This window comes from Endozoicomonas acroporae (genome assembly GCF_002864045.1).
Classification (GTDB): Bacteria; Pseudomonadota; Gammaproteobacteria; order Pseudomonadales; family Endozoicomonadaceae; genus Endozoicomonas; species Endozoicomonas acroporae.
Window position 1 is genome coordinate 1 of the sequence record NZ_PJPV01000089.1, and the last position, 20,199, is coordinate 20,199.

General features: G+C 48.3%; 22 protein-coding genes, 1 tRNA gene and 1 pseudogene. 14 read left to right on the forward strand and 10 right to left on the reverse strand.

Annotated elements, in window-relative coordinates:
- The first annotated feature begins 68 nt into the window (after positions 1 to 68).
- From CX664_RS15330 to CX664_RS15355, 6 genes are all read left to right on the forward strand, one after another.
- A complete protein-coding gene (locus CX664_RS15330; protein WP_101747586.1) occupies positions 69 to 851 on the forward strand; it encodes a restriction endonuclease subunit S in 783 nt (260 codons plus the stop codon).
- A 32-nt stretch (positions 852 to 883) separates the two neighbouring features.
- Complete coding sequence (locus tag CX664_RS15335) at positions 884 to 1,285, forward strand: hypothetical protein (protein WP_101747587.1); 402 nt, start codon at positions 884 to 886, stop codon at positions 1,283 to 1,285.
- 151 nt (positions 1,286 to 1,436) lie between these two features.
- Complete coding sequence (locus CX664_RS15340) at positions 1,437 to 1,637, forward strand: hypothetical protein (RefSeq protein WP_101747588.1); 201 nt, start codon at positions 1,437 to 1,439, stop codon at positions 1,635 to 1,637.
- Complete coding sequence (locus CX664_RS15345) at positions 1,622 to 2,371, forward strand: HIRAN domain-containing protein (protein ID WP_101747589.1); 750 nt, start codon at positions 1,622 to 1,624, stop codon at positions 2,369 to 2,371. The genes CX664_RS15340 and CX664_RS15345 overlap by 16 nt, the downstream gene beginning before the upstream one ends.
- Positions 2,372 to 2,439: 68 nt before the next feature.
- Positions 2,440 to 2,982: a hypothetical protein gene (locus CX664_RS15350; protein ID WP_101747590.1), complete on the forward strand. Its 543-nt coding sequence runs from the start codon at positions 2,440 to 2,442 to the stop codon at positions 2,980 to 2,982.
- The gene (locus tag CX664_RS15355) at positions 2,975 to 3,472 is read left to right on the forward strand and encodes a putative phage abortive infection protein (protein ID WP_101747591.1); all 498 of its coding nucleotides are present in this window, start codon (positions 2,975 to 2,977) and stop codon (positions 3,470 to 3,472) included. The genes CX664_RS15350 and CX664_RS15355 overlap by 8 nt, the downstream gene beginning before the upstream one ends.
- On the opposite strand, the pseudogene CX664_RS15360 reads toward CX664_RS15355, so the two are convergent.
- Positions 3,443 to 4,111 (reverse strand): annotated as a pseudogene (locus tag CX664_RS15360) (metallophosphoesterase); the annotation flags it as partial. The gene CX664_RS15355 and the pseudogene CX664_RS15360 overlap by 30 nt on opposite strands.
- A gap of 809 nt (positions 4,112 to 4,920) precedes the next feature.
- Between CX664_RS15360 and CX664_RS15370 the strand changes: the two are divergent.
- Together CX664_RS15370 and CX664_RS15375 are read left to right on the forward strand one after the other, a co-directional pair.
- Entirely contained in the window at positions 4,921 to 5,592 is a 672-nt protein-coding gene (locus tag CX664_RS15370; RefSeq protein ID WP_101747594.1) for a helix-turn-helix domain-containing protein, read from the forward strand.
- A gap of 170 nt (positions 5,593 to 5,762) precedes the next feature.
- Positions 5,763 to 7,058, forward strand: coding sequence for a hypothetical protein (locus tag CX664_RS15375; protein ID WP_146000040.1), 1,296 nt, complete (start codon positions 5,763 to 5,765; stop codon positions 7,056 to 7,058).
- A 479-nt stretch (positions 7,059 to 7,537) separates the two neighbouring features.
- Here CX664_RS15375 and CX664_RS15380 read toward each other — a convergent pair.
- The 5 genes from CX664_RS15380 to CX664_RS15405 form a co-directional block, all read right to left on the reverse strand.
- Positions 7,538 to 7,614: transfer RNA gene (locus CX664_RS15380), tRNA-Arg, on the reverse strand.
- Between the two features lie 120 nt (positions 7,615 to 7,734).
- The gene (locus tag CX664_RS15385; RefSeq protein WP_101747596.1) at positions 7,735 to 7,947 is read right to left on the reverse strand and encodes a flagellar biosynthesis anti-sigma factor FlgM; all 213 of its coding nucleotides are present in this window, start codon (positions 7,945 to 7,947) and stop codon (positions 7,735 to 7,737) included.
- Positions 7,948 to 8,387: 440 nt separating this feature from the next.
- Complete coding sequence (locus tag CX664_RS15390; protein WP_180966512.1) at positions 8,388 to 8,918, reverse strand: prolipoprotein diacylglyceryl transferase; 531 nt, start codon at positions 8,916 to 8,918, stop codon at positions 8,388 to 8,390.
- A gap of 321 nt (positions 8,919 to 9,239) precedes the next feature.
- Positions 9,240 to 10,382, reverse strand: coding sequence for an ABC transporter permease (locus CX664_RS15400; RefSeq protein WP_180966513.1), 1,143 nt, complete (start codon positions 10,380 to 10,382; stop codon positions 9,240 to 9,242).
- Positions 10,383 to 10,387: 5 nt separating this feature from the next.
- Entirely contained in the window at positions 10,388 to 11,107 is a 720-nt protein-coding gene (locus tag CX664_RS15405) for an ATP-binding cassette domain-containing protein (protein WP_146000042.1), read from the reverse strand.
- Between the two features lie 296 nt (positions 11,108 to 11,403).
- Between CX664_RS15405 and CX664_RS27815 the strand changes: the two genes are divergently transcribed.
- From CX664_RS27815 to CX664_RS15420, 3 genes are all read left to right on the forward strand, one after another.
- A complete protein-coding gene (locus tag CX664_RS27815; protein ID WP_101747601.1) occupies positions 11,404 to 12,333 on the forward strand; it encodes an OmpA family protein in 930 nt (309 codons plus the stop codon).
- 234 nt (positions 12,334 to 12,567) lie between these two features.
- Entirely contained in the window at positions 12,568 to 13,449 is an 882-nt protein-coding gene (locus CX664_RS15415; RefSeq protein ID WP_101747602.1) for a DMT family transporter, read from the forward strand.
- 5 nt (positions 13,450 to 13,454) lie between these two features.
- The gene (locus CX664_RS15420; protein ID WP_101747603.1) at positions 13,455 to 14,183 is read left to right on the forward strand and encodes a tRNA1(Val) (adenine(37)-N6)-methyltransferase; all 729 of its coding nucleotides are present in this window, start codon (positions 13,455 to 13,457) and stop codon (positions 14,181 to 14,183) included.
- A gap of 177 nt (positions 14,184 to 14,360) precedes the next feature.
- On the opposite strand, the gene CX664_RS15425 is transcribed toward CX664_RS15420, so the two are convergent.
- Positions 14,361 to 14,579, reverse strand: a complete 219-nt coding sequence (locus tag CX664_RS15425; RefSeq protein WP_101747604.1) for a hypothetical protein — start codon at positions 14,577 to 14,579, stop codon at positions 14,361 to 14,363.
- 121 nt (positions 14,580 to 14,700) lie between these two features.
- The gene (locus CX664_RS15430) at positions 14,701 to 15,780 is read right to left on the reverse strand and encodes a class I SAM-dependent methyltransferase (protein WP_101747605.1); all 1,080 of its coding nucleotides are present in this window, start codon (positions 15,778 to 15,780) and stop codon (positions 14,701 to 14,703) included.
- A gap of 331 nt (positions 15,781 to 16,111) precedes the next feature.
- On the opposite strand from CX664_RS15430, the gene yciA reads away from it, so the two are divergent.
- From yciA to CX664_RS15445, 3 genes are all read left to right on the forward strand, one after another.
- Positions 16,112 to 16,495, forward strand: a complete 384-nt coding sequence (yciA, locus tag CX664_RS15435) for an acyl-CoA thioester hydrolase YciA (RefSeq protein WP_101747606.1) — start codon at positions 16,112 to 16,114, stop codon at positions 16,493 to 16,495.
- A gap of 15 nt (positions 16,496 to 16,510) precedes the next feature.
- Positions 16,511 to 17,131 carry a uridine kinase gene (gene udk / locus CX664_RS15440; RefSeq protein ID WP_101747607.1) on the forward strand — a complete coding sequence of 207 codons (621 nt, stop codon included), beginning with the start codon at positions 16,511 to 16,513 and terminating at the stop codon, positions 17,129 to 17,131.
- A gap of 344 nt (positions 17,132 to 17,475) precedes the next feature.
- Positions 17,476 to 18,513 carry a GMP reductase gene (locus CX664_RS15445; protein ID WP_101747608.1) on the forward strand — a complete coding sequence of 346 codons (1,038 nt, stop codon included), beginning with the start codon at positions 17,476 to 17,478 and terminating at the stop codon, positions 18,511 to 18,513.
- Between the two features lie 205 nt (positions 18,514 to 18,718).
- Here CX664_RS15445 and CX664_RS25775 read toward each other — a convergent pair whose 3' ends face one another.
- Positions 18,719 to 19,285 carry a hypothetical protein gene (locus tag CX664_RS25775; protein ID WP_146000043.1) on the reverse strand — a complete coding sequence of 189 codons (567 nt, stop codon included), beginning with the start codon at positions 19,283 to 19,285 and terminating at the stop codon, positions 18,719 to 18,721.
- A 75-nt stretch (positions 19,286 to 19,360) separates the two neighbouring features.
- Positions 19,361 to 20,092, reverse strand: a complete 732-nt coding sequence (pflA, locus tag CX664_RS15455; RefSeq protein WP_163369918.1) for a pyruvate formate-lyase-activating protein — start codon at positions 20,090 to 20,092, stop codon at positions 19,361 to 19,363.
- Positions 20,093 to 20,199 lie beyond the last annotated feature (107 nt).

Sequence of the window (20,199 nt, forward strand, 5' to 3'; positions counted from 1 at the left end):
CTATTGATGCTTGAATAATAGATTTAGCGAATGGTTACATAGATTATCAACGATCTACAGCTAAAGTATTGTCAGCCATCGATAAAAAAATCGAACTCAACAACCGCATCAACAGCGAACTGGAAGCCATGGCCAAAACCCTGTACGACTACTGGTTTGTACAGTTCGAATTCCCCGATGCCAATGGCAAACCCTACAAATCCTCTGGTGGCAAGATGGCCTACAATGAGGTGCTGAAGCGAGAGATCCCAGCGAGGTGGAGGGTGAGCCAGCTAACACAACACCTAAATTGCAACGAGAAAAAGTTGGGAAAAAAACATACATTCTCGAACATTATGTATCTTGATACATCAAGCCTAACCAAAAACATGCTAGATTCACTCCAGCTGCTAACGTTCGGAACAGATAAAATACCGAGCCGAGCAAATATGCTGGTTGGTAAGAACGACATTTTATATTCAACAGTGCGCCCTAATCAGTGCCATTACGGAATAATAAAAAAACCAGTAGATAACATGGTTGCGTCTACTGGTTATGCCGTGTTTTCACATAAAGATAATATTGATTTCAACATTATTTTTTATCACCTCATAACCAGTACCGACTGCACAGAGAAGCTGGTTCGCATATCAGAAACATCAAAATCATCATATCCTTCTATATCGCCTGAAGATATTTTGAACCTTCAGATAGCATTGCCGGAAGACGATGAACTACTGAACTCAATCTCTGCAATCTTAAACCCTGTCTATGACAAAATCGCTGAGTGTCAACAAGAAACGGCAAATATGGAAGCTCTTCGAGACTGGCTCCTCCCCATGCTAATGAACGGCCAGGTCACCGTTAAATAACCCAATAACACAAGAAAACCAGGAACCCCGGCGTGACAGCACCCTATAAAATCATCGATATCAGGGAAGAGATGGACTCGCCGGAGGACCTCGGCACCAAGGAGAAATCCTGGTACACCTGGCAGGAACAGAAATGGCTGTTTAAAAAGTCACGCCTGTTAACCGGGGAGCACTGGTCGGAAAAGGTGGCAGAGCAACTATGCCTGAAGCTGGGTATTCCACACGCCACCTATGAGATGGCCCGCTTTCAGGGCAATATTGGTGTCACCAGCCCGAGCATTATTACGGACCGCACCCGCTGGCGGATGACGCTGGGTAACCAGCTGTTAATGTCCAGTGACAATACCTACTCCGGCGATGATCAACAACGGTTTGTCCGGGTCAGGGAGCACACGGTAGCCCGGGTGATGGGAGTACCTTTGCCCAACCTATGATCACGCTTCCAGCCTTGGCTGCACAGAACGGGATGAAACGCGACAGCAGCGTCTGACCACTAAGGACCGGGGCTTTTCCGTTGCGGCATACGTCAGGAAAGCCAGTTGCGCGCTCTATAAGTCCAAAGCCGACAAGAAACCATTGAAAACCATGGATGCTTTTCTAATTGCCAGTGAAATGCAGCCCCGGGCTGCTGAGTTCTGGCTGAATAAACTCAGTCTGCTGGACGAGGCCGAAACAGGTCAGCTGCTACGGCGAATACCAGAGGAGGTAACAACACCCTTAGCCATTCAATTTGCCGAACAAATGATGTTAGAAAATAGAAGGAGCCTACTATGCACTCGCCAGTGAACAGCGTATTTTTAGCCTGGCAGGACCCGTTAAAAAGAGAGTGGCACCCGGTGGGCAAGCTGACCCGGAACGGCGACCATTACCAGTTTCAATACACCCGGGGAGCTGGCCATAGTGAACGGTTTACACCATTTACCGGTATGGAGGATTTAACCAAGATTTATCAGTCTGAACGGTTATTCCCCCTGTTTGCCAACCGGCTGCTATCAGAGCGTCGACCTGAGTATAAGCTGTTATTATCCTGGCTGGGCCTGGAAGGACAACACTGCCCACTGCTTATTCTGGCCAAAACCGGTGGTATTAAAAGTACCGACAATTTGCAGGTCTTTCCTGAAGTGCAGCAGAATACGACGGGCTCCTTTGAATTCGACTTTTTTGTTCATGGCGTACGCTACGCCTCGGACTCCGCCCGAACCCGAATCAAAACGCTGCAACCCGGCGATCCGCTTTTGCTGATGCAGGATATTCAGAACCCGGCAGACCAGATGGCGCTCGCTATTCGCACCAGCGAAACACCGGAGATCATCGGTTATTGCCCACGATATCTGGCAAAGGGCATCCATCGATTGATCGGGCAGGACGCTGAGCTGACGCTTGCGGTTAACCGGGTTAATGACGATGCGCCTTTGTACTATCAGCTGATGTGCACACTGACAGTCAAGACAGAAGATACCAAACCTCGGTGTAAACTTTTTGATGATGAAGAGTTTAAACCCTACTCACCCACCTTATGATGATTCCATGAATCATCATGCAAAATAAGTGAACTCGACTACTTGTGAAAAACTAATAAGAAATAAAAATGAAAAGAAACAACACCATCCTAATTTCATCTGCACTATTAATCATTTCAGCATGGCTTGGGTCCGGCATCCTATTATATAAAACCCCAAACCATGCTGAACTTGGTGATATGTTTGGAGTCATTAACTCACTATTTTCCGGGCTTGGACTTGCGGGCTTAATATATACACTCTTACTTCAGCGAGAAAGCCTTGAGACTCAGAGAAAAGAGCTTCAAAAGCAAGAGATGGAGCTCGAAATCCAAAACAGGGAAATCAAGCAGCAACGATTTGAGAGTAGTTTTATACAAATACTCCAGATCCATAACAACCTCACCCGTTCTCTCCGAATATTCGATGAAAAAAATAACAAATTTATCCACGGCGTTGATTGCTTCTCATATCTAAGTAGTTGGCCAAATGGAATCGTATATTTCTGGCTAAGTGGGCAGTTACTATGCAAGGCGCAACGCAGGGAGCATAGCCGTAGCTATGTGACCGGAGTTGCAACGCCGCAGAGTGACTGCCCACTTAGTCAGAAATATATGATTTCATTTGGTTAACTACTTATTACAAGAGCTGTACGCCTCGAATCCTGACTTTACAGGACCATCTTCAGGAGTTTACCCAAGAGATAAAGAATCCTTTCAAGAAGCTTATAATCAACTAAGAAATAAATATGATAATAATTTCAGCCATTACCTTCGGTCAATTTACCACTTACTTAAATTTATACACCTTTCCACCATTGATGAAGACAGCAAGAGATCATTCTATAAAATGGTCCGGGGACGACTGACCTCAGATGAACTCAGGATTATTTTCTATAATTGCATCTACATTGCCAACGATGACTTTAATAACTTGATCGCTGATACCGCACTCTTGAAATATATTCCTAACAAAGAGTGGAGTGTTGAGTCAGAAAAGTACAGCCTGAAATTAAAGTCCTTTGGCTGGAGATACGCTGAAGAAGTAGCTCAGCGAATTAAGCGCCATGAGATTAACTCCACTCCATCACCATCAGATCATCAACCCGAGCCAGCCAATTAAGACCGGCACCGAATCATGGTAATGAAAATGTTCAGTGGCAACGGGGGTGTCTGGTAATGATTCCATGCCCGGGCCAATCGCCACATCAGCCAGGGTTTCAGCCTGTGTCTCCCACCAGCGAATACGTGCCGCTGTTCGCTCTTTTCCGTCTTTATCTTTAAAGCTGATACCATCGGGCAGATCAATTTCAACGCCCTTTAACAGGTACTCAATGGCAGTGTAGAGTGAATGTGTTTTATTCGATGCCAACGCATAAGCTTCAGGAAGCAGACAGTTTCTGTCATCCAGCCAGGGTTTAACCACTTCAAGGCTTTCCTGATGCCAGCAGGCATGAACCACCCGGATACCTCCAAGGTCGAGAAATACCGGAAGCGTCTTAAACCACTCAATAACCTCTGTATGCTGGGGTGATCCCAGCGGGAATTCATCCAGAAAAGCCTGGTGAGATTTCTGGTTGCCTGGTTTGGTATGTGGCCGGAGGTACTCCCCTTCTTTTAATGGGTCTGGAGTGGCATAACAGATCGCATTAAACTCATGATTCCCCATCACTGCTAAAGCAGCCCCTGACTCTACCATCGGGCGGCAAATATTTATGGTTCTTTGCTCCTTCAGCCCCCTGTCAATAAAATCCCCCAGAAAAACAGCTTTTCTTTTCTCCGTGTCTTCGTGGCAAGGTTTTTTTTATTGGCTAGAAGGATAAATCCCTGGGTTGTGGAGTCCAATTGTCGGCTAGAAAGCATAACTTATGTCTAACAGTTAAGAGGAGTGATTTCAGTGAAAGCAAGAGCCGCAAGTTATGACCTTTGGACTGTGCAAGGCAGGCCTCGTGAGGACTCAGTTCAAGGGAGTTCTGGGGAAAGAGGGTCGGGCTTTATGCGTTGTATAAAAAGGATTTTTTGTTCGTGCTGTTTGCGTGAGCCAGAAACATTAGAAACAATAGACCCGGGGGTTCCTGGTCAGGCATTACTTCGTATAAATCTTCGTGAAGAGCCTCAGCTAAGTCAACGGCATATAGCTCAACTTGTCTAGCGCCTGTCTGGTAACACACTGGATAGTGACCGCCAGGAGATGACCTCTACAGTTAGAGGGCACATTGGCGAATGTAATCCGTGAGAGGACTACTGCCAACCAGCCGTCTGCTGCGGAGGATAGTGAGCCGGAGTATTTACGGACGCTAAAATTAAATATTGTTCTGTTCGATGAGTTGCCAGGACTGCCGGCTGAGATATCCCGGGACGGGATGTCTGAGGAGTATTGTATTGATGAACATAAGTAGTTAACCAAATGAAATCGTATTTTCTGACTAAGTGGACAGTCACTCTGCGGCGTTACAACTACGGTCACATAGCTACGGCTATGCTCCCTACGTTGTGCCTTGCATAGTAACTGCCCACTTAGCCAGAAATATACGATTCCATTTGGCCAACTACTTAAAGACGAAGGAAGTAATGACTACAGACAACAAGGGAAAAACAGCTATAAACAGGGTAGTAACAGAAACCCACAAGGCTCGCTCGGCACGGCTCAAGAGCATCTATCAGCGCAAAAAAGATGAGCTTGGGCTTACCCAGGAAACATTACGAAAACTGACGGGTTTTAAAAGTCAGGGGGCTGTGTCTCAATACATGAATGGCAAGGTCTCCCTGAATACCGATGCCATTATCCGCTTTGCCCGGGCATTACAGTGCAAACCGGAAGACATCGAGCCTGATATCGACCTGTATTACGATGAAGCTGAGAAGATGGCCGCTTATGAAAAGTTGCGCTTCCCGTATGCTGATCAGGAACTCATGCTGCCTGTTATTGGTACCGTCTCAGGAGAATTACCAAAGCAGCAGAAGGTTACAACCGCCGGTATTACCTATCAGTCTGTTGCTATCGAGTTGGATGCCCCAACAGAAGCCTGGCCAGAATCACGGGGCTATGCCATTGTAGACCCTACTGAAATCATTCTTGCCTCTGATAAAATCGCAATAATGTTTCGTATGCGTTCCGGCTACCACCTCTTTGATCTTGTCAGCCTAGACGACGACCATCTTACTGTTCGCTCTGGTAGCAGTCAGATTGAACTTATAAAAAACCAGCTTAGCTTTCTCGGTAAAGTCTTGAAGTTCCAATAATAATAATTTTCAACTTTTTTATATGGGTGAAAGTCTCATACTGAGCACAACTACAGACCCTGAAGCACAGGATTTACGTCCCGGAGCCAAAATACCCGAACAACAAAGGCGACCAAACGCAGCTATGATTTTCATGTGACAAAAGAATCATCTGCGAGAGGCCGCCCTCCATGGAAGTATGTCACCCACTGACCATTCCCGCTAGTAATCACTGCCCTGCAATCGAGATGCTGCAACATCGGTTATCTCTTCTTCGCCAGTCATGCCATGAGCTCCACTGGGAGGATTACGAAAATGAACTGCATAACCTCATGGCTCTTGCAGAGCAGGAGATTCTCTCTGAAGACCTCCAAAAACTGGACGTCAATGAACCTTCTATTGAGGTCAAGGGCACCGTTTATCGCAGGGTGGCTCAAAATCATCAAACATACCAATCTGCTGCTGGCCCTGTCCGGGTAAAGCGAACCCTGTATCGATCCGGCTCAGGAAGCAAATGTATAGTCCCCCTGGAACTCCAGGCAGGGATTGTTGAAGGATTCTGGTTACCCAGGGCGGCAAAGCAAGCGGCATGGATGGTGGCTCAGTTGCCACCAACCGAAGTTGCAAGCCTTCTTGAGCTGCTGGGAAATATGAAACCGTCGGCCAGTACTTTGGCTCGTCTTCCTGCAAAACTCAGTGAACGGTGGGAACAGTATCTTGAACCTTTTGAGTATATTCTGGCAGACAACTTTCAGGTTCCGGCCAATGCAGTGACGGTAGCGGCCTCTCTTGATGGTGTAATGCTACCTATGAAGGACGGAAAGCGTCAGGAAAAACGGGACAAGGGAGCGGCTGAAGGCAAGCGTACCACAGGCCCTGCGGGTTGTCAGGAAGCCAGTTGTGGAACGCTGTCGTTTTATGATGATCTGGGTAATCGGCTATCCACCATAAGGATGGGGCGAATGCCCGAGAGCAAAAAGGAGACATTGAAACAGTCCATCAAGAATCACCTGAATAAGGTCCTTGAACAAAAGCCGGGTCTGACATTGGTGAAAGTCGCAGATGGAGCCAAAGATAACTGGACATATCTCTCCAGAGAGTTACCTGAAGGTCATGAAATTATCGACTTTTACCATGCGGCAGAGCACCTGAAGAAAGCCTTTGATCTGTCGTACGGTGAAAATAGTCCAAAGGCTAAAGAGAAGTTCAAAACGTACCGGCATATTCTGAAAGAAGAAACTGGCGGAATTGATAAAGTCATCAAGGTCCTGACTTACCAACACAAAAAACACCCGCGCCGATCCAAGCTTAAGACCGAACTGGAATACTTCAGAAAAAATAGCCCACGGATGAAGTACGTAGAGCATTTGTCAGAAAGTCTTCCCATCGGCACTGGAGTGATTGAAGCAGCATGCAAAACACTGGTTACTCAGCGCATGAAATGTTCGGGAATGCGGTGGAGAATCCGGGAGGCCAAGGGATTCTGACGCTCAGGTCTTTAATCCAGAGCGACTGGTTTGATAAGGGCTGGCGGCTTCTGTCGGTTACCTATCGAGCCAAGATCAGCGGTCATAACCGCAATGTCATCCCATTTCCTAATAAAGTAGATCCATAGTACTTGTCAGTATGAGACTTTCACCCTCCACAAACCAGTGAAGTGGATGAACTTCTGGCAAAAAACCTGGACCTACTGGAATACCATAAGAAGGAAAGGCTACCGACTCAAAGTAACCAAAGAGTCTTTGGAAGCAAATCGAACGATGATAACCGACATGCTGAAGTAAGCTTTTGAACTCAAGAGCTGATCATAGCTGCTGGTGATACGAAGAGATTGAAAGGCTGTTGCAGCTGAATGTCTCAGGAAATCCCACGTAAAGCAAAATAGAAACCTACACCCATACCTACACCCAACCCCAGAAAACAAAAAAGAGTTAGTGGTTATAAGCCTCTAACTCTTTGATTTTTATGGCGCTCCCAGGAGGATTCGAACCTCCGACCTGCCCCTTAGGAGGGGGCTGCGCTATCCAGCTGTGCCATGGGAGCATGCGTAATCGGACAGATACCAAGGCATACACCTTTATGACCGCGATTGAAGCGTACTTCATTCACAGTGGATGATCAAGCCTTGGCAGGATAAAGGATTTCTAACTGGCGTAAATTGACTCAGGGGCTGTCTTTTTCGGGAAACACGATTTCAAGCTGTTGCTCAAAGGCAAGCATTTTTTCGGCGAGACGCTCACTGTCAACTATCAACGTCCCATCAAGGTATGCCTGGCGCAGGCGGCTGACACGATCTTCTGTAGCATTGATAACAAAACTTAGTTTCTTCTCGGAGCCTTCCAAATTCGTACTTGACTCTCGATGCTCTTTATCCATGTTCACTCCTTGAACGTTGAGAAATATTTTTCACTGGCAAGTCGGACATACTGTCACCTCCAGTTCAGACTGTCTACCCATGATGCTTATTATTTTAGTATACAAATTTCATACCAGTTGAGGTGATATAATGACTCCGGACACCTCGTGAAACACAACAGTGAACTGATAGCGAGGTTATCAATGGGAACGCAGAGAAATCGCCAATGGAATACTATGAGCTTGTTGGAGGATAGACTGCACTGCTATTGTGCAGTAATAGCGAATTGATCAATGAGAGAGCAAAGCAAAAGTCTGACAATAATCTACACGACCATTTTCAGCAGAAGATACCTTGGTTGACAACAAGGCTCTTCTGAAACTCAGTTTTAAACCATCTCTTGCTAAAACAGCCAATTAACAAGCCATCGCTTTCAGCACATCGCAAGAGCCAGACACCATCAACTTTCCTCCTTTTTTCCTTCTTCTTGCGTGTTTTCGATGCTTTCTTCAGGTTCCGCACCTTCATCTGCGCCCTGAGTCTCACCTTCAGTCTCCGGAGAGTCATTTTTCTCCAGTTCGGGTTGCTCTGCAGCTGTTTCCGGAGCCTCTGAGCCATCATCTATTTGAGCAGACTGGAGCTTGTCTGTCATTGATTTAAGCTGTTCCTTTTCATCAGACTCTTTCGGAGTTACTCCTGCGTCTGCTGCACTCTCTTCAGAGCCCGTTTCTTCTACATCACCTGCCCCCTTGTCACTCATTTGAGCGTCGGCTTTGGTTTCCTTAACGGTTTTATCGTTTATTGAATCACCTACAGCCCCTCCTTCTTCTCCTGGTGCTTTGTCTGGCATTTCATTCTTCGTATCCCCTGAGGCCACTGTTACGGTATCCGTTCCAGCTATATTGGAAGAAACGGTTATTGCCACACCATTTGAACCCGGTGGATTTACAGAGGTTGTCAATGGCTGGGTGGTGGCTGGTAAAGATGACATGCTGTCCATAAATAAAAACCTCTTTTTTCTTTAGTAGACACTTACCATAGACTTTGGCCACCTTTAATTGGTTTCAATATTTTTTAGAGTATTTTTCTCATAATTTGCCAGACATTATTGCTATGATTTTTAACAGGGCATGTAGCTTGCCTACGACCATTAATAGATATAGATCGGTTGACGTTTGAATTCTGCCAACGTGATGAACTCTATGTCAGGTTGTAGTATAAAAGATGGAGGTATACGACAGTAACAAATAAAAGGTTTCTCAACGTTTATGGTGGCAGCCCCATCCATGGATGCCGCCTTAAACCATTCAATCTAAGTTCTTCGGGAAAAACCATAGATTCGCCATGCCGGCAGGCAGGCCACCAGAAAACCCAGTAAAAACAGCGACAACAACCAAAGCAGCTGTTCAAAAGGCAGTGCGATGCTGCTCACAACAGGAATCCAGCTTCCCAGGAACAGAGTCGATACTTTATAGAGAACAACACCAGAACAAAGAGCAAACAGGATTTGCAGCATCGGTTCTGCCAATGTCAGGACTGCCAGCTGCCACGGGCTTACCCCTACCATTCGTAGCAGTTCGACTTCCTGTTTTCGCTCGGCAAAACCGGCAGAAAGATTAAAATACATCATCATCAAAGAGAGCAATCCGATGATAAAACTCATGGCCATAAACACATTATTGAGCATTCGCTGATAGTGCCCAAGCTTTTCCAGTTCTAACGCAGGAATCACTACTTCAAGTGGTGTATTGAAGGTTGACTTCAGTTCTTTCTGCACCTTAAAGAGGGAGTGACGATGGCGCAATTTTATCAAAATGAAATTAAGGTGATCAGTTTTTATGCCATGGGCTTTTCGGATTTTTCGCAGCCCTTCAATAGGAATTAAAATATTACTGTCCAGTGAGGTTCCGGTTTCCATTAAAACCCCCTGAATAATAACTGGCGTTTGATACTCATCTTTTGATGAGGGTGAAAAGCCATTGGCTATCTTCAGGGTTTCTCCGGGCTGGTAGTCTCCCGCCAGTCTGGCACCAATAAATGCCGAACGATGATTTCTGAACTCCGTGCCTGATCCATTGCCAATAAAATTAAGGACTTTCAGTTGCAACGTTTCCATATAACGTGCAGTACTGCCAGTCACTGTATATCCAAGATGACTTTCGTTGGTAGACACCGGCGCAGCCCACTCCACATCCTTCAGGCCAGCAATGGCTTCATAGAGATCCCAGGATATTACCGGTGGAGGAGGGCCAATGCGAAAAAGGCTGTAAAGGACCAGATGTGCCGGCTGCGAAGGTGCTCCGACAATCAGGTCTGCACCTGAAGACACCTGTCGTGCATATGATCGTACGGCTTCATGAATATGGCTGATCACCAGAAGAAGCGCAATGCTGAAAGCAAGAGCCAGAATCGAAATGGTTGTGCGTCCGGCTCTCTGACCAAGGCTTCTGCGCATAATCTTCATAATGACCATCGGTTTTCGCGCTCCCTTGCCTGGTTCAAGGTATCCATGTTCACATACCGGTCAAAACCATCAATGCCGTTTTCATCATGGGTGGTACAGATCAGTGTGGCTCCACTTGCACGACACTCATCCTGTAACAGCTGGTAAACGGCTTTCTTCCCCTTGCAATCCATAGCCGAAGCCGGTTCATCCGCCAACACCATTTCAGGCTTGCCAATCAGCGCACGGGCAATGGCAAAGCGTTGCTGTTGACCGGCGCTGTATTGGGCAGCATTTTTTGATAGCCGTGACGGGTCTGTTAAGCTGAGCTTGCGAATCAGACGAATGGCATCCTTGGCGGCCGTTTCAGATTTCCTTTCTGCTTCATACCGCCTTTTCGCTGAGAAATAGCAGGGCAACAAAATGTTATCGAAAGCACTTAGATATGGCACCAGCCGATAATGCTGAAAAATAAATCCGATAGAGTCGGCACGGAGTCTTTCCAGAGAGGAGGTACCAATTTTTCTCATATCATTGCCCAGAACCATCAGATCGCCACTGTTATAGCGGACAAGCCCCATCAGGGTTCTTAACAGGGTGGTTTTGCCAGAGCCATTCCCGCCTTGAAGGCACACCGTTTCACCAGCATCAATAACCAACTCCGGAATTCGCAAAAATTCAGTTTCACCAATACTCTGCTCAAGCTCATGAATGGCAACGGCCTGGACATTTGTCATCTTAATATTTCCGCCTTGATAAAGACCCGGAGCCAGGATAAACAACGATCCTGGTTTTCATGGTCATGGTTATCGGTTGTCTGCCAATAAAGATAAGCACCTGTAATTGGCTTCATAATCTGATCATGGAAAACAACAGGCTCATTTCATATGGAAAGAGACTCTGGCAGTGAATATTTTGGCCTATACTCGAAGCTTCCAGTCATCCAATAACCTGTCTGTTTTATCTGCACGAGAAATCCCTACCCGATTAGACGTCAACACTTCCCTAACTTGACACACCCGGAGTTTGATCCATGCCCTTCATCACTCCCCTTAAAACACTAACACTGTTCATCATCACCCTTTTTCTTACTGGCTGCGCCAGTGATGGCCATCTGAACCGGTGGAGCCAATGCGCCCTGATCGGGGCGGGTACCGGCGGTCTTGTTGGCGCCGCAGCCAACAGTACGAGTTCATCCGACAGAGGTAAATCGGCCGCTTACGGTGCTATAGGTGGTGCCCTGGTCGGTACCGCTATCTGTGCGCTGACTGGCAGTGACAGTGATCACGATGGTGTTCCCGATAGCAAAGACCGCTGTGCAGACACACCCAAAGGCATAACCGTCGATCACAGTGGCTGCCCGGTAGACTCCGATAATGACGGGGTTCCTGACTACCTGGATAAGTGCGCCAATACCCCTTACGGTGTCACAGTGGATGCTCACGGTTGCCCCGATTCCGACGGTGATGGTGTACCAGACAATATGGATCGCTGCCCCAATACCCCCGTCGATATGGCAGTTAACCAATATGGCTGCCCGATCGACAGTGATGGGGATGGTGTTCCCGATGACATTGATAAGTGCCCGGATACCCCCGAAGGCATTCCCGTCGATGCGGATGGCTGCCCACTACAGAGAGAGCTGGGAATGGTTTACTTTGGCTTTGATAAAGCAGACATTGACCCGCCGGGTCGTCAGGCGCTGGACAAAATCGCAGATGTTGCCAAACAACAGTCTGACATTCATCTGACAGCTGTTGGTTACACCGATTCAACCGGCCCGCTGGAACACAACCGAAAACTGGCACTGCGCAGGGCTGAAAGTGTCAAACAATACCTGGAAGAGCGTGGCGTCAATGGCAATCGCATCAAAGCCGTGGCCGGTGGTGTACTGGAGAGCGGAGATCAAACCAGAGAAGGCCGGAGAAACAACCGTCACGTGACCATCTCCATTGAAGGGTAACCTTCATTAACTATTCATGAACTGTTGTTTAATAACTTCGACATTTCAATAAGCGCTACCCGCTGCCCGAAAAAGACAGGCCACTTGTGCTTTTTCGGGAAGCGGGAAGCGAGCAAGTCTCAGTCAACGGCGGAACTTATTTCGCGACAATTCCTTACCTGTTTCTTTTGGGGCCTGTGAGATAGTATTGGTCAATACTCAAACCTACTCACCCAACGTCTCCAAGCAGCATCCATGACAGACAATAGCAAAGCCTGTTTCTACGCCCTGGCCACGGCCTTATTGTGGTCGACCATTGCCACCGCCTTTAAAATAGCCCTTAAATATCTTGACCCATGGCAGCTGGTATTCTGGTCCGTGGCAACCTCCACCACCCTGCTTAGCATCATTGTCATGATTCAGGGAAAGGCTGGTTTAGTCGTCTCCCAATTCAAACAATCATCGGGATTATTTCTGGCCCTGGGGCTGTTAAACCCTTTTCTCTATCACGTTGCCCTGTTCGGCGCTTACGACCTGCTTCCGGCGCAACAGGCGCAGGCATTAAACTACAGCTGGCCAATGGCGCTGACCCTGCTTGCCGTTCCTTTGCTGGGCAAAAAACTGTCGCTTACCAGCCTGCTCTGCTGCCTGCTGGCCTACGGGGGAGTATTGCTTATCTGTACCCGTGGGGAGTTTGAAAATCTTAATTTCGCCAGTCCCATCGGTGTTATTCTGGCACTGTCAAGCACCATTATCTGGGCGCTTTACTGGCTATTGAATACCCGGCGCGAAGGGGATCCTGTGGTTGGCCTGCTGATCTGCTTCCTCTGTGGACTGCCCTGGATTATTGCTGCCACCGCCCTCTTCTCCGATTTCTGGCCCATTGCCTCTGAAGGTCTGGCAGCAGCGGCCTATGTTGGTCTGATTGAAATGGGCTTTGCTTATATCCTGTGGCTGAAAGCCCTTAAACTGGCGGACAATACTGCCATGGTCAGCAATATCAGCTACCTTAGTCCGTTTCTATCACTGATTTTCATCGCCAATATTCTTGGTGAGTCTATCTATCCGGCCACCTATGCTGGCTTGATTATGATTATTGTTGCCGTTCTGGCTCAGCAGCACTTGAGTAGAAAATAAACGTCATGGCCAGAAACAGCTACTTTGCTTTTAAGCAGTTCAGAATTGACCAGGGTGAATGCGCCATGAAAGTCACCACGGATGCCTGCATCTTTGGTGCGCTTATTGCTGAGTCATCCGGCTTACGACATAGCCAGTCCATTCTGGATATTGGTGCAGGCACCGGGTTGCTCAGCCTGATGGCCGCTCAGAACTGCAATGGGAAAATCACGGCCGTGGAGCTGGATGAAGAAGCGTCACAACAAGCGGTCCGTAACTTTGCCGCCAGTCCCTGGGTCGATCAGCTTCAACTGGTCAATAGCGCTATCCAGATATTCTCTGCCACCAGTCAGCAACGCTTTGACTGTATCATTTCGAACCCGCCTTTCTTTCAGCAATCCTTCAAGGGGGACGACCAGCGACGAAACATGGCCCGTCATACCGATAGCCTGAGTTTTACGGATCTTGCCAGGGTAATTTCCCGGCATTTGGCGACCACTGGCGAAGCCTGGATTTTACTGCCCGTGGAATTCACACAGCATTTTTTGAGAGCGGCTGCCACGGAAGGACTGGGTCTGATAAAGCAGATTGGGCTGCGTTCTTCCAGCCGTCATGGGAACCACCGCTATATCCTGGTGTTAAGCCGGGATAAACCTCTGAAAACACACGAGGAGACGGTCACTATATATACCCAGCCTCCTCACTACACGGAAGAAACCAGGCAGTTGATGTCACCTTATTATCTGGCTCTCTAGCACATCATTGCGATGAGTTTGATGTGTACAATCTCCGCTCACCCTGAGCGAAGTCGAAGGGTGATTGGCACAGTCTTTTTCAAGGTATGGTGTTTACGCCCTTCGACTCCGCTCAGGACGAACGGAGATTGGGAATCATTAAAAGAAGGAGACCATCAATTGCATTGAAACCGTGTGCTAGTGGTCCGCAATGATATTCGATGTAAATTCGTCAGACTTCAGGCCAATGTTCCGGTCACTTTGCGTGACCTGCTCACTGGCTGATGAATTGAGATGGTCGGATGAGTAGGGAATGGCCAGTCGGGCTCGTGGCCGGTTATCAAACTCCATTGCCCATAGCAACGTGACCAGAAACACGCCGCAAAATACCCACGCTGGTTTAATTTTATTATGCATGGTCGCGCCTCACTCTTAAGGTAAGCCCTTGGGTTATCTTAATACGGTCAGGCGATTCATGAATAGCTTACAGTGGAACAATGTCGTGAATAACCTTTCAGGCAACTGAAAGCAAGAAATTTCAGTATCTGTTCACCGCCCGATAAACCGAGAACCCATCCCGGGTGAGCAATGTCTCACAGTGGCCAAAAGCCTTCTGAATAATGGGCGGATAACGCAGAAAACTATTGGCAACAATACGAAGCTCCCCACCCGGGCGAAGCATCTGACATGACTGGGCAAGAAACTGCTCTGTCACCTCATAGTGGGTTTTTACGCCCTGGTGAAACGGTGGGTTGGAGATAATCAGATCAAACTGCCCTGTCACTTCTGACAGGCCATCGCTGGGCAGTACCGCAAAAGAGTTTCGCCCTGTGGCGCTCATGGTTTTGGTACTGCTGGCCAATGCCAGGGCATCACAATCCACCAGGGTAATATCATACTCACCGGGCAGAGTATTAATATAAGCGGAGATCACCCCAGCGCCACAACCAAAATCCAGCACCTTGCCTGAAGGCACTTTATCCAGCGTTGCCAACAGAACCTGGGTTCCCTTATCCAGACGACCATGGCTGAACACGCCGGGTAATGAGGTAATGTCCATATTGACCGGGCCAGCCGTGACAGAAAACGTCTCAAACCACGGTTCAAGGATAAAATTCTCCGGCTTTTGCAACGGCTCTGAAGCTTCCAGCAATACACAGTGACGGGCATTATCGACACTTTTAACATAGTCAAAACTGTTCTTGAGCCGCTTTTTCCAGGACTTGATCCCTTCATCGTTCTCTCCCACCAGCCAAATGGGCACACCTTCCGGCAAAAAGCTCAATACCATCCCCAGCCAGAAGTCCATTAATGGTTTGCTTTTCTGGAGAAACAGCAAAACACCATCAACAGGCCGGGCAAAATCCATCGACAGGATCGGCGCAAAACTGAGGGAGAAGCGGTCTTCCAGCCGGGCCTGCAAAGGCAGCAGACGTCGATAAGTACTGAAATCACCAGTGAGTGCCGTGATATAGCCAACCCCATCATTCAACAAATGAGTTGCCAGATCATCAGCTGGCAAGCCAATCATCACCAGATGCTCAAGCTCGAAAAGCGCCTGGTTACGAACAATTAACTGCCCCTGATTGGTTAAATGTGAGAATAGTGGGGATGTCATAGGTATCAACGCAGGTTGCACAGTTCACAAAGCCGGAACTTAAGTAGTTGGCCAAATGGAATCGTATATTTCTGGCTAAGTGGGCAGTTGCTATGCAAGGCGCAACGCAGGGAGCATAGCCGTAGCTATGTGACCGGAGTTGCAACGCCGCAGAGTGACTGACAACTTAGTCAGAAATATATGATTTCATTTGGTTAACTACTTATACAGGAATAGTCCACGGTTTTCCATGCCAATACTTTCCATCAACCGTTCATGGAAATACGGATTTACAAGGCTGTTCCATCGGCATAGCATTCGCCGCCAGTTACGACCCGTATGGAGTTTTCTGATGAGTGAACCACAGGGTGATCTGGTTCTGCGCACACTGGCAATGCCTGCCGACACCAACCCGAATGGTGATATTTTCGGGGGCTGGATCATGTCCCAGATGGACATTGCCGGTGGCCTGGCGTCGAAAAACCGTTGCAACAGCCGGATTTCTACCGTTGCCGTTGAATCCATGAGCTTTATCCATCCGGTGAAGGTTGGTGACGTGGTTTGCTGTTATGCTGATATCATTCGCGTCGGTAACACCTCGATGCGTATTAAGCTTGAAGTGTGGGTAATGCCCCACCCGTATAAATCAGAAGCACGTCACAAGGTTACTGAAGGTTTTTTCACCTATGTCGCCATAGACGACAACGGACACCCTATTCCCGTAGACAGACGCTAACAACCAGAATCCCCCATGAAACAGAAAACCATTCTCGTCGGCATTGCCGGCGCCTCCGCATCCGGCAAAAGCCTGCTGGCAGAAACACTGGTGGAAGAGCTCCAGTCAGAGCACCTGTGTGTTATTTCAGAAGATTCCTACTATAAAGACCAGACACATTTGAGCATGGAGGAGCGGGTTCGTACCAACTATGACCACCCGGAGTCCATGGATCATGACCTGATGCTGGAGCAGATGATCAAGCTGAAAAATGGTCAGGAAGTAGAGGTCCCACTCTACGACTATAGCCAGCACAATCGCCGGACAGATACCCGCAAGGTAAACCCTGCCCGCGTGGTTATCTATGAAGGCATCCTCCTCTTCACCAACCCGGAAATCCGGGAAGCCTTTGACCTGCGCTTCTTTATGGATACGCCACTGGATATGTGCCTGATCCGTCGTATGAAGCGGGACATTCTCAGTCGGGGCCGGGATGTGGATTCCGTTATCAAGCAATACCTGGAAACGGTTCGCCCCATGTATATGCAGTTTATTGAACCTGCACGCCAGCATGCTGACCTGATCATTCCCCATGGCGGAAAAAACAGGATTGCCATCGATCTGATCAAAACCCAGATCCGTAACCTGATTGATTAAAAGCGACGCTGCCCCGCTATCCGCTGCCCGAAGAAGCCGAAACGGTTTGTGCTTGTTCGGGCAGCGGGAAGCATGCCAAAAACACCACCTTGCTTCCATTTCAATAACCGCCTAGGTATACTTCAGCCGTATAAGCGTCAAACACGCCCATTTTTTTCGTCCTTAAAAAAGATGTTGGGTCTGGCACCATCTTCTCTTAATCGAAGATGGGTCTCCCCTGATCATCCAGGCTGTCCGGCCGCTTGTACATCCAACTTCCCCAAACCAACGTAGTTGCCAGTGCTGCTGCATGATCCCCGGATCACCATGCCAGGGCACTGCAAGATGGCGATTAAAAAGTTACTATGCGTGTAGAAGCTGATATCAAGCTGGGTTTCAAAGACGTTTTGTTCCGCCCAAAACGTTCCACCCTGAAAAGCCGTTCACAGGTAAGCCTGGAGCGCACCTTCCGATTTGTTCACACTGACCAGGAATGGACCGGCGTACCCGTCATTGCTGCCAACATGGACACCGTCGGCACTTTCGCCATGGCTCTCGCCCTGGCTGAACACAAAATGCTGACGGCGGTTCACAAGCATTACACCGTCGAAGAGTGGCAGACCTTCCTCGACAACGCCCCTGAAGGCATTGAAAACCATATCATGGTCAGCAGCGGCACATCCGAAAACGATTTCGACAAAATGTCTGAAATCCTGTCCCTGAACAACAAACTCCGCTTTATCTGTATCGATGTAGCCAACGGTTACTCAGAGCATTTTGTCCAGTTCGTTGCCCGTGTTCGCCAGCGTCACCCCAACATGGTGATTATTGCCGGTAACGTGGTTACCGGAGAAATGGTGGAAGAACTGATCCTGAAAGGTGCCGACATCGTTAAAGTGGGTATCGGACCGGGCTCCGTCTGTACCACCCGCGTTAAAACCGGTGTCGGCTATCCACAGCTGTCCGCTGTTATTGAATGTGCCGATGCGGCCCATGGCGTTGGTGGTCAGGTGATTTCCGACGGTGGCTGCACCTGTGCCGGTGACGTGTCCAAGGCATTTGGTGGCGGCGCTGATTTTGTCATGATCGGTGGTATGTTTGCCGGTCACGATGAGTCCGGCGGCGAAATGGTCGAAGAAGATGGTCGGCAATTCCGCCTGTTCTACGGCATGAGTTCTACCACCGCCATGGACCAGCACGCTGGCGGCGTTGCCAACTACCGCGCCTCGGAAGGCAAAACCGTAAAAGTACCTTACCGTGGTCCGATCCTTGAAACCGTTCAGGACATCCTCGGTGGCGTACGCTCAACCTGCACCTACGTGGGTGCCGCGCAACTGAAAGAACTGTCCAAGCGAACCACGTTTATCCGGGTTCAGGAACAGGAAAACCGTATTTTTAACTAACCCCCGATCAACCACGGAGAGCACAGAAGATTTCCTCATACTTTGTGAACTCCGTGCTCTTTGCCGTGAAAGAAAATTGCCACGGAGGCACAGAGACACGGAGAACAGAAAAACGCTTTTCCTCTGTGTCTCCGTGACTCTGTGGCTAAAGCTTTCATGACAGAGGGTGACAAACCATCGTCATGAACATTTGTGGTTGAAACAATCACATAACCACGCAACCACCGCAATCTCCACAATCTCCACAATCTCCGCAATCTCCGCAACAGTCATCAGAAGAATTACCTGGCGATTGCGCTTCTGGCTCTCGATTCATTGCCATTGGTGCAGGAAAACAATTAAACCCGCCCCAATGACAACAATGACAGGTGGAACTATCATCTAAGGATTTATTATCAACAGTTATTTCGGGACTCTGCTCCCGCCGCTGCATATTAAAATTAGCGGCCTGGTCACAAACCTCTCCCCTATAGGTTTGTGCATGACTGCCACTACAGTTAAGATCAGGGAAGTTATGCAACCTCCTCAATAAAGGCAAACCAGCCTGCATGCCATCCACTCCTCTTTGCAAAGCTGGCTTCCTAATAGCCTCATCACAGGCTGGAGAAAGAATATCAGGCAGAGATTTGTCACTTTGATTTTCAACCTTCCTACCCAAGTTGCTCAAAACCGGGGTCAAAGGAGGCTCTTCAGCTAAAGACTCAGCATTAGGTGCCCCACCAACAGAAGATGAGACAAAAATGGAACGGCTGGCATCTAACGGCTGCAACATATCAACACACCTTCTGGCAAAGTACGAAAGTCAAAATGCACGATCGTTGGACCAACCAAACCAACAAAAAGTTCATCAATAAGCCGCAGCAATTCCTCGCTGATCAAACTCCGCCTTGATCGCATCCAGCTGTTCAGTGGATGGCGGGCGCACCGTTTCCAGCTCGTAGCTTTTACTGAAGGCATCCCACTTATGCACGCCGAGGCTGTGATAAGGCAGGATTTCCACCTTCTCAACACAATCCATTTTCTCCACCATGTCTGCCAGCATGGCGGCATACAGTGGATCAACGGTATACCCTTCCACCACCACGTAGCGGATCCAGGTTGGCTTTCTCAGCTCCTGTAAATACATGGCAAAATTACGGGTGTATCGACCGGTAACATAGGTCAGCTTTTGATGCATCTCTTCATCCATGTGCTTGATATCCAGAAGCACAAGGTCGGTGCAGGACAGCAGACGTTCAATATCCGGCGTGATTTGTTTGGCAAATCCATTGGTATCCAGGCAAGTATGAATACCGTGCGCTTTAAGCGCCTTGAACAGATCGGCAACAAATTCAGCCTGCAGCAGCGGCTCGCCACCAGTGACCGTAACACCACCGGTCAGAAAGCTCTTCACCTTGAGGATTTTGTCCAGAACTTCTTCATGACTGAGCACCTCACCGCCATCACGCAGATCCCAGGTATCCCGGTTGTGACAGTACCGGCAACGCATATGACAGCCCTGCATAAACACAATGAAACGGATACCCGGTCCGTCTACCGTGCCAAATGAGTCCATGGAATGGACACGACCAAGGGACATGGCGACTCTCCTATTTACCCAACGAGTCTCTGTAAAAATCAGACCACTGTCTTTTACAAAACCCTGAATACCATAAGCAAAAAAGGCCAGCAGAGCTGGCCTTTTTT